This is a genomic window from Longimicrobium sp. (assembly GCA_036389135.1).
Classification (GTDB): Bacteria; Gemmatimonadota; Gemmatimonadetes; order Longimicrobiales; family Longimicrobiaceae; genus Longimicrobium.
On sequence record DASVQP010000029.1, the window covers coordinates 145,895 to 161,644 of the forward strand.

A 15,750-nucleotide genomic window follows, 5' to 3' on the forward strand; every position below is an offset into this window, starting at 1 on the left:
CTTGTCCGGGCCGGCGCCGGGCCGGTACCACCGAACCTAGACGACACGCCCCATGGACGTGAAGCAGACCTTCTCGCTGCCCCCCCAGAGCCCCACACCCATCGAGCGGCTCCTTTCGCCGTTCCAGGACTTCTTCCATACCGCGTCGGCGGGCGGGATCGTGCTGATCGTGAGCACGATCGTGGCGCTGGCGTGGGCCAACTCGCCGTGGGGCGCATCGTACGAGCACCTGTGGGAGACGCCACTCACGGTGGGGGTGCCCGGGTTCGGGCTCACCTACTCGCTCCACCACTGGATCAACGACGGCCTGATGGCCGTGTTCTTCTTCCTGGTGGGGCTGGAGATCAAGCGCGAGGTGCTGGCGGGGGAGCTGGCGTCGGTGCAGCGCGCCGCCCTCCCCGCCGCCGCGGCGCTGGGCGGGATGGTGGTGCCGGCGCTCCTTTACGCCGCGTTCAATGCGGGTGGCGAGGGAGCGCCCGGGTGGGGAATCCCGATGGCGACGGACATCGCCTTCGCCCTGGGCGTGCTGGCGCTGCTGGGGCCGCGCACGCCGCTGGCGCTCAAGGTGTTCCTGACCGCGCTTGCCATCGTGGACGACCTGGGCGCCGTGCTGGTGATCGCCCTCTTCTACACGGAGCAGATCGCGTGGAGCGCGCTGGGAATCGGCGCGCTGCTGCTGGGCGTGCTCGTGCTGCTGAACCGGATGGGCGCGCGCCTTCCCATCACCTACACGCTGGTGGGGGTGCTGGTCTGGCTGGCCTTCCTCAAGTCCGGCGTGCACGCCACGGTGGCCGGGGTGCTGGTGGCGATGACCGTCCCCGTGCGCACGCGCATCGACACGCACACGTTCCTGGACCGCGGCCGCAAGCTGCTGAACGCCTTCGACGACACCGGCGAGGAGGGGAAGCGCATCCTCACCAGCCACCGCCAGCAGGCCATCATCCAGGACCTGGAGACGACGTGCATCCAAGCGCAGTCGACGCTGCAGCGGATGGAAGACACGCTGCACGACTGGGTCGCATTCGCCATCATCCCCATCTTCGCCCTGGCCAACGCGGGAATCCGCCTGGAGGGGGACCTGGGCGCCGCCTTCACGCACCCGGTGACGCTGGGCGTGATCGTCGGCCTGGTGCTGGGGAAGCCGGTCGGCATCACCCTGTTCGCCTGGCTCTCGGTGCGCGCGGGGCTGGCGGAGCTTCCGCGCGGCGTCACCTGGGGCTCCATCCACGCGGTGAGCTGGCTGGGCGGGATCGGCTTCACGATGTCGCTCTTCATCTCTGCCCTGGCCTTCCCCCCCGGCGCGCTGGTGGCCGAGGCCAAGATCGGCATCTTCACCGCATCGATCCTGGCCGGGGCGGTCGGCTGGGCGATGCTGCGCCGTGCCGCGAAGGTTACGGCGAGGCCGTTGCCGGAATGAAACAGAAAGTGCTAAGTGCTAAGTGCTAAGTCCTGAACAGCACTTGGCACTTAGCACTTAGCACTTAGCACTTAGCACTCCCAAAACGAGAAGCCCGCCGGCCTCTCGGCCGACGGGCTTCATCGCCCATTTCCCCCATCGTACTTCCCGAGCCCGTGGTCTGGGTTCTCAGCCGTGCCCACCCGGAGGACGCGATTAAGCGAGAGGTGGGGGTAGCGTCGGCATTCTCGAATTCCGCCCGGTGCTCGTACTGTGGTACCTTCCCTTCCTTCACCGTGTTGCGGTAAAAGGATTAAGGGTTGGTGAGCTTCGTACGCCTTCTGAAAGATGGGTACGGGACGATTCCCCCCCGGGTTTCGCTCCGCGCATCCACTCCCGATCTTTAGGACGTGCGAACGCCCTAAAAGGTTGCACTCCTCGCTCGCGAGCCACGATGAACGCTTCTCTCAAGGCCGCCGCGCTCCGCGATCTGCGCCGCATTCCCGGCGTGGGCCCCACCATCGCGGACGACCTGTGGCGCCTGGGCATCCGCCGCGTGGACGAGCTGCGCGGCCGCGATCCGCAGACGCTCTACGACGACCTCTGCCGCGAACAGGGGATGCACGTCGACCGGTGCATGCTGTACGTCCTGCGCTGCGCCGTCTACTTCGCCAGCGAGGAGCGCCACGATCCGGTGCTCCTCCGCTGGTGGAGCTGGAAGGATGGAGGCGTGGCGTTCGCGCGAAAGCCCGCGTGCTGATCGACCGCTTCCTCCCCGCCGGCGAGGTGAGCTCGCGCCACGAGGTGGAGGTGCGCGCCCCCGCCGAGCGCGTGTGGGCGGCCGCGCGCTCGCTGGACCTGGCGGGCTCGCCCGTGGTGCGGGCGCTCTTTGCGCTCCGCTCGCTCCCTGGGATTCTTTCGCGGAAGCGTGCCGCTCGGCGGGGGCTGGGGCTCGACATGGATGCGCTGGTGAAGACCGGCTTCGTGATCCTGGCCGAAGCCCCTGGCGACGAGATCGTGCTGGGTCTGGTGGGGCGCTTCTGGACTCCCAGCGGCGGCATCGTGCGCGTGGACCCCGCCGACTTCGCCGCGTTCGACCGTCCAGGATACGCGGTCGCCGCCTGGAACTTCACCCTGCGCGGCCCCGCCGCCGGCCCGGTCATCCTCGCCACCGAAACGCGCGTGCGCCTCACTGACCCTTCCAGCCGCCGCCGCTTCCGCGCCTACTGGACCGTCGTCGGCCCCTTCAGCGGCCTCATCCGCCGCGAGATGCTCCGCACCATCCGCAACGCCGCCGTGAGATCCGGGGGCGCGAACACCGGGGGCTGAAGCCCCCGGCTGGAACGACGGGAAGCCGGCTGAAGCCGGCTCGTGCACACCGGCATCGGACCCCGAGTCCGCGAAGGCGGACTTTGTGCTGTTGTTGCAGCGAGTTCACTCGCCACTGTTTCAGGAGCCGGGGGACCGATGGAGATGAAGCAGGTGTGCGTGTTCTGCGGGTCGAGCGCGGGGACGCGGCCGGTGTACGCGGAGGCGGCGCGGGCCATGGGGCGGCTGCTGGCGGAGCGGGGGATCGGTCTGGTGTACGGTGGGGGGAAGGTGGGGCTGATGGGCGAGGTCGCCGACGCCGTGCTCGCCGCCGGCGGCGAGGTGACCGGCGTCATCCCGCGCGGGCTGATGGAGCGCGAGGTGGGGCATCGCGGGCTCACCACCCTGCACGTCACCGGCACCATGCACGAGCGCAAGGCGCTGATGGTGGACCTCTCCGACGGCTTCGTGGCGCTCCCCGGCGGCTACGGCACCCTCGACGAGCTCTGCGAGGCGCTCACCTGGTCGCAGCTCGGCATCCACGCGCGGCCCTGCGGCGTCCTCAACGTCGATGGCTACTTCGACGCGCTGCTCGCCCTCTTCGACCACGCGGTGCGCGAGGGATTCGTCCGCGAGGCGCATCGCGGGCTGGTGCTGGAGGCTGCGCAGCCCGCCGCGCTCCTTGACGCGATGGCCCGCTTCCAGCCCCCCACGACGGAGAAGTGGATACGCGGCGGGGACCGCTGATCGCGCGATCGCACGGCGATTTCCGGATAAACTGCACACTTATGCGCTGAAGGGGTTATATTGCCTCAGCACAAGTGCGCAGGGTGAGCCCTGCCCTCACACTTTTATCCCGGAGGGTTGCCGATGTCCGACGTTGTGGATCTGGCCTCAGAGATGGCCGCTGCCAGAAAGCGGCGCACCGAACAGACGGCCCGCGCCATCCGCGACTCGCGGGTGCTGGCGGTGCGCAGCGCGGCTCGCCCCGGCTCCACGCCGGTGGAGATCGAAGAGCTGGCGCGCAGCTTCTACCCCCGCCTTTCCCCCGAGCTTCTCGACGAGGTCACCACCCTCGTCTGCACCCTGCAGCGTGGCGGCTCCACCCGCCCGCCGCGCTCCGACGAGGTAGAACAGCTTCCGTCGCAGTAGCAAGCTCCAGCAGCACATATCAGGAGCGGGGCACGCCATCATCGGCGTGCCCCGCTCCGTTTTTCGGCCCCGCGTGCTTCTCAGCTGCCGGTGCTCGCGGAGCCGCCCACCGACGCGTTGATGCGCTGCGCCGTCTCCAGGTGCATCGCCACGGCCGGGCGCACGCGCGTGCTCAGGAAGGCCTTCATCTCGGGGTCGCGGGTCGAGGGGATCAGCGACTGGTCGAGCGAGGTCAGCGTCCAGCGGTGCGCCTGCACCTGGTGCATCATGTAGGCGCGGTCGAAGTCCATCCCGCTGCGCTGGCTCAGGTTGGCGACCGTGGCCTGCGTCGCCTGCATGGCGGCCTGCGCGGGGGCGTTCGGCTGCGGGGTCATGTTCTTGGCCTGCAGCATCCGCATCATCTGCTGGTCGACCGCGGTGTGCTCCGTGATCATCATCTGCGCGAACTCGCGGACCTGCGTGTTCTGCGAGCGCCGGAGTGCCACCTGGCTCGTCTGGATCTCGTCCATGTTGGCCGCGTGCGCCACCGCCGCCACGTTCGCGTCCGTCATCACCGTGGCCGAGGCGTTCACCGACGCCCCGTTTGCCCCGGCCGAAGCCTCCATCCCCGCGGTCGTGGCGCACGCCGCCGTCACCATCACCAGCCCGCACGCCGCCAGACCACGGAACTGCATCTTCACGTTGCCCATCTTTCCTCCTACCGCTCAGTGAGTCCAGGGGCCGCCGCATCCGGGCGGCCCGTACATCGGGGCGCGCCCTTGAGGCAAGAGGTGGCGCCCGGGCAGAACACGGCAACGCGTTCAGCGGAGCGGTGTTACGCTACGCCGGTGTTCAGCTCACAGACGCGCCGAACCCGCCCTTTGTGCGTGCCCGCTGCACGAACTGCGTCAGGCGCGGCGATTGTCGCAGGAAGCGCTGGCGCAGGTGCTCGGCACGAACCAGGCGGGGGTTTCCAAGATGGAGCGGCGCGCGGACATGTACGTGAGCACCCTGCGCCGGTACCTGCGTGCCATGGGCGGCGACCTCGAGATCACCGCGCGGTTCCCCCATGGCTCCGTCCGGATCAACCAGTTCGAAGATCTCGGCGGCCCATCCGAGTCCGGCACCGCGGAAATGTGACCGCGCCCCCGGTTGACTCTCCTAACCCTTCCCAAGCGCGGCGCGGATGGCGTCGGGGAGCTCGGGGTGATGGAAGCGGTGGCCGGCTTCCAAGAGGCGGCGTGGCTCGGCGCGCTGGCTGGCGAGGAGGGTGCCATCCACCATCTCGCTGCCGTACACCAGCTTGAGCGCAAGCGGGGGCACCGGGATGATCGCGGGGCGGTGCAGCGCGCGCGCCAGTGCCCGCGTGAAGTCGGCGTTCGTGGCGGCGCCCGCGACGGCGTTTACCGGGCCGCGCAGCGCGTCGTCTGTGATGGCCCGCACCGTCACCTCAACCACGTCATCGAGCGAGATCCAGCTCATCCACTGCCGCCCGCTCCCGATGCGCCCGCCGGCACCCAGGCGGAAGGGGAGGAGCATTTTGGCGAGCGCCCCGCCGCGCGCGCTGAGGACCACCCCGAAGCGCAGGTTCACCACGCGGATGGCGGCGCGGGTCGCCGGTCCGGAAGCCTCCTCCCACTCGCGCACCACGCCGGCCAGGAAGTCGCTCCCGGCGCCACTCCCCTCGTGCAGCACCTCATCGCCGCGGCGGTTGCCGTAGAAGCCGACGGCCGACGCGCACACCAGCACGCGCGGCGGGTGGGCACGGCGGGCGAGGGCATCCGCCAGCAGCCGGGTGGAGTCGATGCGGCTGCGGCGGATGGCGCGCTTCTTCTCGTCCGTCCAGCGCCCTGCGACGTTCTCTCCGGCGAGGTGCACCACCGCGTCCAGGCCGTCCAGCGCCGCCGCGTCCACCGAGCGGGACTCGGGATCCCAGCGCACCTCGTCGCCGGCGCGCGGTGGGCGGCGGACCAGGCGGACCACCTGGTGCCCGTCGCGACGGAGCCGCTCCACCAGCGCGGCGCCGATCAGACCCGAGGAGCCGGTGACTGCCACGCGCATCGTCGTGGTGGAGGGGTCGGGGTGGGGCATCGCGGGCTCCGGGCGTGCGGGTGCGTTGGACGAACTCTGTGCGTCGTCGCACGGCAATCCAGGGGCCGCGCGGGTTCAGTGGATACGGTACATGGACTTAGCCCAAATCGCCCCGAGTTTTCTCCACAACGATGTGGATAACTCCGATCCGCGGAGTGGTACCGCGATCTGGCAAAAACCCGCGCCGCGCCTGCCCTTCCGGGGTACCCAGCCATTTCCCGACTCTCCCGATTCTGAATCACGCGCGACTGCAACCCACCTCCTGCTACAAGATACGGTGCGCGGCGCAATCAGAGCGCGAAGCACGTAAGTCGTTGCGCAGCGTTGGTATACGTGTACGTCGCAGATCGAGTTGTATCCCGAAGCTGCGCACTCTTCGCCCCGGCCGCAATGGAGCGGTTGGCGGAATCCACGGACGTCGAGGGTGGCTGGCCCAGAGTGCGCCGATCGGTGCCGATGGGTATCGAAAGTGCCCGAAATCCAACGATTTCCGCACGTTGCGCCCTGTGGAAAACTTTGGCGTTTCCACCTTTGCCGGAAGGGCCGCGAAAGGCCCGTTTTTCTAAGGGATAGGCGGAGCGGACCGGTGGGCGGGGTGCCTGAATCGGGCGGCGGAGGCGGGGCAGGCACGGGAGCCCCGCGGGGCCGCCCCTACCAGATCCGTGCGCACCGCAGGGATCCACGCGTACGCCCCTCCCCCAGGTAGTATTTGGGGGAGGGGCCGCGAGGTGACGAGCGGGGGAGGGGGCCTGGGAGGGGGCCCCCTCACCGGAAATCGTGCGACGTGTGCGCCAGCGGGCCCGCCTCCATGCGCTTGAAGCGGCGGCCGACGACGTTGAGCACCGGGCCCTGGTGCTCGAACTTCCCCTCCACCAGCAGGAAGGGGGAGTGCTTCACCACCTCCTTGTGCTCCAGGAAGAGCGCGGGGGGGACGATCACGTTGATGAAGCCCCACTCGTCCTCCAGCAGCACGAACACCGTGCCCTTGGAGGTGGAGGGGTGCTGCCGCGCCACCACCAGCCCCGCCACCAGCACGTGCGTCCCGGGCCGCGCGCGGTGCAGGTCCGCGCTGGAGTGGGCGCCCAGGCGGTTCAGGCGCGGGCGCAGGTGCTGCACCGGGTGGCCCGCGACGCTGACCCCCGTGGCCAGGTAGTCCAGGAAGATGCGCTCCGATCCTTCCAGCTCCCGCGCGCGGAAGGGGAGGCGGTGGGCCGGGGCGAGCGGGAGCGTGTCCGCGGCGGCGCGCAGCGCCTCCCAGGCGGCGGCGTGGCGGCCGGGCTCCCACGCCTCCAGCGCCCCCGCGCGCGCCAGGTGCAGCGCGTCCGCGCGGCCGAAGCCGGTGCGGCGCACCAGGTCTTCGATGGAGCGGAAGGACCCCTCCGCGCGCGCTTCCCGCAGCGCCTCGCGGGCCCTGGCGCCCATCCCGCGGATCTGGCGCCAACCCACGCGGACGGCGGGCTTCGCGGGGTCGGCGGTCTCCTCCAGCGTCGCGTCCCAGTCGCCGTCGCGCAGGCAGGGGGCGCGCACCTCCACGCCGTGGCGCATGGCGTCGTGCACCAGTGTGGCGGGGGAGTAGAAGCCCATCGGCTGCGCGTTGAGGAGCCCCACCAGGAACTCGGCCGGGTGGTGCGCCTTGAGGTACGCCGTGGCGTAGGCGATCAGCCCGAACGACCAGGCGTGGCTCTCCGGAAAGCCGTAGTTGGCGAAGATGCGCATGTCCTCGGTGATGCGCTCCGCCACCTCCGCGTCGATCCCGCGCTCCTTCATCCGCTCGCGAAGCCGCTCGATCTGCACGCGCAGCCTGGCCGCCTTGCGGGAGTTGCCCATGGTGCGGCGCAGCTCGTCGGCCTCCATCGCCGTGTAGCCGCCCAGCGCCATGGAGATCGCCATCGCCTGCTCCTGGAAGATGGGTATCCCCTGCGTGCGCGCGAGGATCGGCTCCAGGTCGGGGTGCGGAAAGGTGACTTCCTCCACTCCGCGTCGGCGGCGGGTGTACGGCTTTACGAAGTGCGCCACGATGGGGCCCGGGCGGATCAGCGCCACCTGCACCACGATGTCGTAGATCCGCTCCGGCCGCGTCTGCACGATGCTCTGGATCTGCGCGCGGCTCTCGATCTGGAAGGTCCCCAGCGTGTCGCCGCGCGAGATCATCCGGAACGTCTCGGGATCGTCCTGGGGCAGGTCGTACATCAGGGGGCGCACGCCGGTGCGGCGCTCGATCTGGTCGAAGGCGATCCTCACCGCCGTCAGTCCGCCCAGCCCCAGGAAGTCGAACTTGGGGACTCCCGCCGCGTCCAGGTCGTCCTTGTCGAACTGGAGGATGGTGCGCCCCATGGTGGTGCGCTCGATGGCGAGCGCCTCCCCCAGCGGCCGCGACGAGAGCACGAATCCCCCCGGATGGGTGGATCGCATGCGCGGCAATCCTTCCACCGCTCGCACCGCCGCGATCAGCGCGCGTCCCCTGGGGGATGCCGCGTCGAAGCCCTGCTCCTGCCCCAGCTCGCCGGCGAGCGCGTCGGCGCCCTCGGCGGGGCCGGCCCAGTGCAGCCGCTTGCTGAGCCGGAAGGCCTGCTCGGCGGGGTAGCCCAGGGCGCGCATCATGTCCTGGATGGCGGTGGGCGCGGAGTACATCTGCGTGACCGCGGTGATGGCGGCGTGCTGGCGGCTGTACCTCTCGTAGACGTAGTTCAGCACCTCCTCGCGCCGGTCGGCCTCGAAGTCGACGTCGATGTCGGGCGCCTCGGTGCCGCCGTCGGCGCGCGCCTCGCTGAGGAAGCGCTCGAAGAGGAGGCCGTGGCGCACGGGATCGACCGCTGTGATCGACAGGCAGTACGCCACGGCGGAGTTGGCCGCGCTCCCGCGCCCCTGGCACAGGATGCCGCGCCGGCGGGCGAAGCGGACCGCGTCCCACATGATGAGAAAGAAGCCGGAGAAGCCCAGCTTCTCGATCACGCGCAGCTCGTGCTCGATCTGCCGCTGCTGCTTCTCGTCGATTCCGCCCCAGCGCTCGATGGCGCCCTCCAGCACCTTCTCCGCCAGAAAGGAGTCGTCCGTGTGCCCCTCCGGCAGGTCGAAGCGGGGAAGGGGAGGGCGCAGCCAGCGCAGGTCGAAGTTGCACTGCTCGGCGATGCGCGCGCTCTCCTCCAGCCCGGCCTCGCGCCCCTGCCAGAGCCGCGCCATCTCGGCCGGCCCCTTGAGCCGCCACTCGCCGTTGGGAAGGAGGAGGCCGCGGCGGAGCGCGGTGTCGTAGTCCACCCCGTGGCGCAGCGCGGTCTGCAGGTCGTGCACGCGGCGCCCCTCCGCATCCAGGTAGCGCGGCTCGTTGGTGACTACCCACGGCACCCTCGCCCTCTCCGCCGTCTCGATGAGCGCGTCCACCAGCGCCCCCTCCGCCCCGGAGACGTGGTGCCGCTGCACCTCCACCGCAAGCCTGTCCCCAAAGACGCCGCGCCAGCGCGCCAGCTCGTAGCGCGCCTCTTCCGGCCGCTGCTCCAGTATGCGCGCGCCGATCGGCCCCGTGGCCGGCCCCGTGAGGACGTGCACCCCCCCCGACCGCTCCGCCAGCACCTCGAACGATACGCCCGCCTCCCCCCTCCCGTTCTCCAGCCGCGCATGCGACACGAGCGCAGAAAGGTTGCGGAAGCCAACTTCATCGCGCGCAAGCAGCCCCACGGGGTGCCCATCCACCCGCAGCTCCGCCCCGGCGATGGGCCTGACCCCCGCCATCTTCGCCGCCAGCGCGAAGCGGATGATCCCTCCCAGATCGGCCGCATCGCACAGCGCGAGCGAGGAGAACCCCAGCTCCGCCGCGCGCTCGGCGAGCGTCTCGGGCGCCACTGCTCCGTCGCCGAAGGAGAAGGCGGAGCGGGCGCGGAGCTCGACGAAATTGGGGAATGGGGAATGGGGAATGGGGAATGGTTGAACGGCACCGTGCGCATGGATCTGCGCCGGTGCGCCAGCCGCGGAGCCGGCTTCGGCGTTGCGCGACGGCGGCAGCAGGGTGAGCCCGCCGCGCACTACGGCACCCTCCGCCGCGCCTCCCATTCCCGATTCCCCATTCCCCATTCCCCGCAGTCCCCCCATCAGTCCCACCACCCGTGCAGAAACCACCCCTCCTCCAGCGCGTCGCGGAACAGCCACACCAGCCGGCCGTCGTCCGTGGCGCAGCGGAAGTACTCGCGCGCAAAGGGGCGCTCGCCCGTGTGGCCGCCCGAGACGCGGTCCGGGCCCGCGGCCTCGGCCACGGTGCACCAGACGCCGCCGTCGCGCAGGCGCGCGGGGAAAGCGTGGTCGCGGCGCGGGCGCGCCTCCACGCGCACCGGGCGCGGCTCCGGGAGCAGCTGCAGCGTGAGGCCGGCGAGGGCGGGTGCGGCGCGCGCGGCCGATACCTCCTCGGGAGCCAGGGGGCGCCACGCCGTGCGCGCGTCCGCCAGCGGGTGCGCGCAGACGTCGGGCGCCACCAGCAGGGCACCGTGCGCGTCGGCCAGGCGCGCCACCGTCTCCTCCACCGGCGCGGCGGTGGCGAAGCCGCGGTCGAAGAGGTCGCCCTGCGTGGCGGAGGCTGGCTCCTGCCCCTCCACCCGCAGCGAAACGCCCACCGCCGCGTCGGGAAGGGCGAGGCGCTCCAGCTCGCCGCGCACGCGGGCGGACCACGCGTCGCGCTCGGCGGTGGGGCGCGCGGTGCGCAGGACCCGCGTCACCGTGCCCCCGCCCGAGAGGGGGAGCTCCAGCACCATGCGCCGCGCCCGCTCGCCGCGATCTTTCAACGTGGCGCACACGCTGGCCAGCGCGCCGTGTGCGGCGAAGGCCAGCCGCGCCGCGTCGGTGATGGCGTAGTCCAGGAAGTCGATGGCCGCGTGCGGCGCCTCCGCGGGGATGGGGCGGAAGAGGAGGCGGGGGTCGTCGCCGCGCGACAGCCGCCAGAGGCGCGCGCCTTCCGCGCCGAAGCGCACCTCCGCCGCCTCGCGCGGAAGGGCGGCCAGATCGCCGCAGCGGCGGACCCCCGCGCCCTCCAGCAGCGCGCGCGTGCGCGGGTCGGGGGCCAGCACGTCCAGCCCCATGGCGGCCAGGAAGTCGCGCTCGCACCCGGCGCGCACCGCCGTCACGGGGTCGCCGCCGTGGCGGGCGGCGGCCTCGGCGGCCACGGGAACGCCGGCCACCCCCGCCCGCGCCCCCACCCCCAGCGCGCCGGCGCGCGCCAGCAGCGACGCCGCCAGCGCGGCGGCATCCAGCCCGCGGCCGTCGGCCCACACCACACCAGCCCCCACCGCCACGCGCGGGGCGGCCTCCATCAGCGAAGCCCCCACTTCAGCGAGCGGCGCCCCGGCGGTCTCCCAGGCCGGGCTCCAAAGACAGACGAACGTCACGCGCAGCCACGGGCAGCTCCACCTCCGCATCCCGGCTCCAGCCGAGCGCGGTCGCGCGCAAGCGCACTCCCACCGCATCCACCTCCACCGCCTCCCCCAGCGCGTCGCGCCGCCAGCGCACCCCGCCGGGGGGAACCCACGACGACACCTTGACCGCCGCCATCCACCCGTCGCCCGACCCCGCCTCCACGAAGGTGGCCCCGCCCTCGCGCGCCACGTGCACCAGCCGCACGCGGTCGGTGCCGGTGGTGGCGGCGCCGGCCAGCACCACCACCCCGAACCCCCCGCAGCGCAGGAGCTCCTCGGCGCAGAGGAGGGCGTCGGCGGGCTTCTCCGTCCTCACCAGCGAGATCCCGCCCCACTCCGCCTCGCCGGATGTAGTGCGCGCGGCGTCGACCCACGCGGCGCGCTCCCCCCGCTCCAGCGCCGCGGCGCACACCCCGCGCAGCACGGCCGTGGCTCCGGGCCCGTTCCAGACGGAGAGCCTTCCGCGCGGGAGGCCGCCGCCGGGGAGCGCCGCGTCCAGCGCCGTCCACCCCGTCGCCATCGCCCGGGCGGTGCGGAACGCCACCGGCATGGCGCCGGGGAAGCGTTCCTCCAGTGTGCGCCGCAGCGCGGCGACCTGTGCCGACATGGCTCATCCGGGAGCGAGGGTGGACTGTCCGGACGCGACCGGGTATTGCAAGACTAAAACCGAAGAAAAGCCGCATCAAGGCTCAGCGCGCAATGGGTACAGAGTGAACACATCTGCGGCCAGTGCAATCACTTGCTGTGCAACGCGCTGGCTCAATGCGTCCGCTGTTACGCGGCAATGTGGACGGTTCCGCGAATATTTTCGCAGTGGACAAAAAAGCGCCTCACGCGGAGACGCGGAGGCGCGGGGAACCGCAACTGCGGGCTCACACAGAGACACAGAGGGACAGAGAGAAAAGCACGAAAGGTTTCCTCCGTGGCTTGCAGTTCCCTCTGCGGCCTCCGTGTAATGCCGTTTTTTGTTGTTATCTCCGCGCTCACGGAGCGGAGCAGTGGTGTCCCGAACAGTGTGGTCCCGCAACCCGCGGGGCCGCGCCCGCTTGCTTTGCGTCAGCCGCCGCACCCGAAAGGCTCAGTGCCCCGCGGTCACGGCGCTATCACGCTTAGGTACATGGAAGGCCACCCGAACGGGCACCCGCTCCAGGGGCATGTGGCGCAGATCGTACTTGCGGCGGCAGAGTACTACGCAGAGGGTCTTTCGCTCCCGCAGGTGCGGATCGAGGACCCCGCCCCGGGCGTCGAGACATTGTACCGCAATCTTGGGTTTACGCTTGCGCACCGAGAGGGTGTGGTCCGATACTTGGTGAAGGACCTCCCGAACAATTGGAGATGAGATGTCCACGAACCCATTCCGAGCCGCCGATACGACGGGGGAAGTGCACAAGGGTGCCCGCAAGCGCATGCTGGCCGCCCGGAATCGCGTCCGCCGCTACTTCTCGCCCGAGGCGATCACGGAACCCGATCCCGACGAGGCCGAGGTCATCGGCCAGCGCAACGTAATCGCAGACGGCAAGGCCGCGGGCGGGCGCTGATCCGCGATGCACAGACGCAGAGATTCGGGGGTGGCTCCACTGAGGAGCCACCCCCGCTCTCATACGCCCTCGTCGTATCACCCGCCGCCGCGGAGCACCCGCTCCAGCAGCTCCGCCGCGCGCTCCAGCGCCGCCAGCTCCTCCGCATCCAGCACGCCCAGCCGCGCGGTGAGGGAAGCCACGCGGCGCGCCCGGCCCTCGCGCAGCACGCGCTCGCCCTCGGGGGTGGGGTAGACCCAGGTGACGCGGCGGTCCAGGGGGTCGAGCTCGCGGGTGGCGAGGCCGGCTTCCTCCAGCTTGCGGACGGTGCGGGTCAGGGAGGGGGGCTGCACCTGCTCGGCCGCCGCCAGCTCCCCCAGCGTCTTCGCGCCGCCGAACACGAGCACCGACAGGGCGGAGAGGAGCGGCGCCGACACTCCGAGGGCATCATCCTCCCTGCGGAGCTGGCGCAGGAGGTGGATGCTTGCCGAGTGCAGCCGGTCGGCGACGTGCTCGGGGGCGGGTGGTCGATTCGTCATCCTTGCCAATTTAGTTAGCGGGGCTAAATATTCAAGGAAGACGATCCGCGAAGCATCCACGTCCAAAAGCGAGGTCCCCCTATGAGTACCGCCGCACCGCTGAGCATCACCGGAGTCGGCCAGGTGGCCATCAACGTGCGCGACGTGCAGCGGGCGGTGGAGTTCTACCGCGACGTTCTTGGGCTGCGCCTCCTGTTCCAGATCCCCAACAGCGCCTTCTTCGACTGCGGCGGCCTGCGCCTCATGCTGGGCACGGCCGAGAAGCCGGAGTTCGACCACCCCGCATCGATCCTCTACTACAAGGTCGACGACATCCACGCGGCCTACGCATCGCTTCAGGCCGCCGGCGCGGACACCGTGGATGCGCCGCACCTGGTTGCGCGCATGCCTGACCACGAGCTGTGGATGTTCTTCGTCCGCGACCCCGAAGGCAACCACCTGGGGTTGATGAGCGAAGTGCGGTAGAGCGTCCGCACAAACCAAACGCGGTCCCGGCGCGTCGAAGCTGATGAGAGGTGCAGCCCGCCCCCACGCTTCGACCCGCCGATACCCCAATGCGCTCCCTCGTACTGCTCCTCCTGGCCGCCGCGGCGGCGTGTGCCCCGCGTCCGCTCGCGCCCCTCGACGCCGATGCGGCGCCCACGCTGGCCATCGTCGGCGCGTCGGTGCTCCCGATGGACGGCCCCGGCGAGCGCGTGCTGGAGAACCAGACGGTGTTCGTGCGAGCCGCCCGCATCGTGCAGGTGGGCCCGGCCGGGCGGATGCGCGTGCCGACGGGCGCGCAGCGCGTGGATGGACGCGGAAAGTGGATCATCCCCGGCCTCGTGGACATGCACGTCCACATCAACCGGCCGGCCGAGGGCGGAGAGCGCGACCTGCCGCTGTACCTGGCGAACGGCGTGACCACCGTGCGCAACATGCGCGGCACGGCGGACCACCTGACGCTCCGCGCACGTGTGCAGAGCGGCGCGCTGCCCGGCCCCACGATCTACACGGCCGGCGAGTACGTGGACCGCTACCCCCAGGACACCCCGGTCGAGCGGATCGTCTTCGAGCAGAAGGCAGACGGCTACGACATCATCAAGATCCACGACCAGGGATTCCCGCGGGCCCGCTACGAGGCGCTCGCGCGGGCCGCCCGCGCGCAGGGGATGCCGCTCGTCGGCCACGTGCCGCGCGAGGCCGGCGTGGAGACCGCCGCCCGCGAGGGGCACCAGACGATGGAGCACGTGGAGGACCTGATGCAGGTCTTCTTCTCGATGCAGCTGGACACGGCGCGGTTCCCGGCGCTGGTCTCCGCGTTGCGCGGATCGCGGACGTGCGTGGTCCCGACGCTGGTCGTCTTCAACTACGTGGTGCGGCACGCCGACGAGTTCCCCCAGCTCGCGAATCTCATGGCGCGGCTCGAGCTGCGCTACGTGCGCCCGGCGCTGCGCGGCCGCTGGAGCCCCGAAATCAACAGCTACGTCACCCGCATGCGGCAGCGCGCCACCGAAGTCCCCGCGATGGCCGCGCGCAATCGCGAGCAGCTCGATTTCATGCGCGCGATGACGGGGGCGCTGCACCACGGCGGCATTCCGCTGGCGGCGGGCTCGGATGCGGGAATCCCCTTCACCCTCCCCGGCTACTCGCTCGTCGAGGAGCTCCACTTCCTCCACGGCGCCGGCCTCACGCGTTATCAGACCCTTCGCGCCGCCACCCGCACCGCCGCCGAGTGCATGGGCAAGGCGGACGAATTCGGCGCCATCACCCCTGGCCTGCGCGCCGACCTGCTCCTCCTCGACCGCGACCCCCGCGCCGACCTCTCCGCCGTCGCCGACCCCGCCGGCGTGCTGGTGCGCGGCCAATGGCTCCCCCGCGCCGAGCTTCGCCGCCTCCTGGAATCCGTAGCTCAGCCCTGAACGCACCCAGCGAATCCTTCCCCCGACACGCCAACGGCCGACGGATCCACGCTCCCGCGCGGGATTCCAAGACGGTGTGCGATCTTCCCGTATTCCGGCCGGCGATCCATACCGAACGCCCAACTCCCTCGGCACTCCGCGGCTCCCTGGGTGCAACTCGCGAGGGCAGAATTCCGACGGTCTCGCGGTGGGTTCAAGTGAAAGAAGGTATGGCAACATTATTGTAGGCCGGGAGCCGGATGGGAACCGCCACCCTATGGCTGCAGGGCAGCGGCGGGGGCATCGATGGCTGGTCGGAGGAACTCTGAGCAACGCGTTTGCTCTGCGGGCCCCACGCCCCATATAGTGATTGGCACGAACCGTTGCCGCCCCGTCCCTAACGCGCGGCCTCAAGGTTCCCCTTTTGGGTTCGGGAGGCCGACCTGTCGCCGGAATGGTATGGCATGGGAAGGGCTAAGACCCCGACAGAATACG

15 protein-coding genes are annotated in these 15,750 nt (G+C 70.9%); 9 read left to right on the forward strand and 6 right to left on the reverse strand.

Annotated elements, in window-relative coordinates; all coding sequences use genetic code 11:
* The first annotated feature begins 52 nt into the window (after positions 1 to 52).
* The 5 genes from nhaA to VF584_07080 all read left to right on the forward strand — a co-directional run bounded on the left by nhaA (position 53) and on the right by VF584_07080 (position 3,856).
* Positions 53 to 1,417, forward strand: coding sequence for a Na+/H+ antiporter NhaA (gene nhaA, locus VF584_07060; GenBank protein ID HEX8209928.1), 1,365 nt, complete (start codon positions 53 to 55; stop codon positions 1,415 to 1,417).
* 433 nt (positions 1,418 to 1,850) lie between these two features.
* Entirely contained in the window at positions 1,851 to 2,156 is a 306-nt protein-coding gene (locus tag VF584_07065) for a helix-hairpin-helix domain-containing protein (GenBank protein ID HEX8209929.1), read from the forward strand.
* On the forward strand, positions 2,150 to 2,725 hold the full coding sequence (locus VF584_07070; GenBank protein HEX8209930.1) for a hypothetical protein: 576 nt from the start codon (positions 2,150 to 2,152) through the stop codon (positions 2,723 to 2,725). Before VF584_07065 ends, VF584_07070 begins: the two co-directional genes overlap by 7 nt.
* A 138-nt stretch (positions 2,726 to 2,863) precedes the next feature.
* Positions 2,864 to 3,451, forward strand: coding sequence for a TIGR00730 family Rossman fold protein (locus VF584_07075; GenBank protein HEX8209931.1), 588 nt, complete (start codon positions 2,864 to 2,866; stop codon positions 3,449 to 3,451).
* A 153-nt stretch (positions 3,452 to 3,604) separates the two neighbouring features.
* Positions 3,605 to 3,856 carry a hypothetical protein gene (locus VF584_07080; protein HEX8209932.1) on the forward strand — a complete coding sequence of 84 codons (252 nt, stop codon included), beginning with the start codon at positions 3,605 to 3,607 and terminating at the stop codon, positions 3,854 to 3,856.
* A gap of 80 nt (positions 3,857 to 3,936) precedes the next feature.
* Here the strand turns inward: VF584_07080 and VF584_07085 are convergent, their stop codons facing one another.
* Positions 3,937 to 4,545 carry a DUF4142 domain-containing protein gene (locus VF584_07085; GenBank protein ID HEX8209933.1) on the reverse strand — a complete coding sequence of 203 codons (609 nt, stop codon included), beginning with the start codon at positions 4,543 to 4,545 and terminating at the stop codon, positions 3,937 to 3,939.
* 193 nt (positions 4,546 to 4,738) lie between these two features.
* Here VF584_07085 and VF584_07090 point away from each other — a divergent pair, with 193 nt between their 5' ends.
* Entirely contained in the window at positions 4,739 to 4,975 is a 237-nt protein-coding gene (locus VF584_07090) for an XRE family transcriptional regulator (protein HEX8209934.1), read from the forward strand.
* Between the two features lie 21 nt (positions 4,976 to 4,996).
* Here the strand turns inward: VF584_07090 and VF584_07095 are convergent, their stop codons facing one another.
* The 4 genes from VF584_07095 to VF584_07110 form a co-directional block, all read right to left on the reverse strand.
* Positions 4,997 to 5,926: a TIGR01777 family oxidoreductase gene (locus VF584_07095; GenBank protein HEX8209935.1), complete on the reverse strand. Its 930-nt coding sequence runs from the start codon at positions 5,924 to 5,926 to the stop codon at positions 4,997 to 4,999.
* Between the two features lie 765 nt (positions 5,927 to 6,691).
* Complete coding sequence (locus VF584_07100; protein HEX8209936.1) at positions 6,692 to 9,970, reverse strand: error-prone DNA polymerase; 3,279 nt, start codon at positions 9,968 to 9,970, stop codon at positions 6,692 to 6,694.
* A gap of 38 nt (positions 9,971 to 10,008) precedes the next feature.
* Entirely contained in the window at positions 10,009 to 11,322 is a 1,314-nt protein-coding gene (locus VF584_07105) for a hypothetical protein (GenBank protein ID HEX8209937.1), read from the reverse strand.
* Positions 11,234 to 11,926: a hypothetical protein gene (locus VF584_07110; GenBank protein ID HEX8209938.1), complete on the reverse strand. Its 693-nt coding sequence runs from the start codon at positions 11,924 to 11,926 to the stop codon at positions 11,234 to 11,236. The genes VF584_07105 and VF584_07110 overlap by 89 nt, the downstream gene beginning before the upstream one ends.
* Positions 11,927 to 12,659: 733 nt before the next feature.
* Between VF584_07110 and VF584_07115 the strand changes: the two genes are divergently transcribed.
* Positions 12,660 to 12,857 (forward strand): hypothetical protein, encoded by a 198-nt coding sequence (locus tag VF584_07115; protein HEX8209939.1) that lies wholly within the window; start codon positions 12,660 to 12,662, stop codon positions 12,855 to 12,857.
* A gap of 77 nt (positions 12,858 to 12,934) precedes the next feature.
* Here the strand turns inward: VF584_07115 and VF584_07120 are convergent, their stop codons facing one another.
* Entirely contained in the window at positions 12,935 to 13,375 is a 441-nt protein-coding gene (locus tag VF584_07120) for a MarR family transcriptional regulator (GenBank protein HEX8209940.1), read from the reverse strand.
* An 81-nt stretch (positions 13,376 to 13,456) separates the two neighbouring features.
* Between VF584_07120 and VF584_07125 the strand changes: the two genes are divergently transcribed.
* Both VF584_07125 and VF584_07130 read left to right on the forward strand, forming a co-directional pair.
* On the forward strand, positions 13,457 to 13,840 hold the full coding sequence (locus tag VF584_07125) for a VOC family protein (GenBank protein HEX8209941.1): 384 nt from the start codon (positions 13,457 to 13,459) through the stop codon (positions 13,838 to 13,840).
* 89 nt (positions 13,841 to 13,929) lie between these two features.
* Positions 13,930 to 15,276: an amidohydrolase family protein gene (locus tag VF584_07130; protein ID HEX8209942.1), complete on the forward strand. Its 1,347-nt coding sequence runs from the start codon at positions 13,930 to 13,932 to the stop codon at positions 15,274 to 15,276.
* The last annotated feature ends 474 nt before the right edge of the window (positions 15,277 to 15,750 follow it).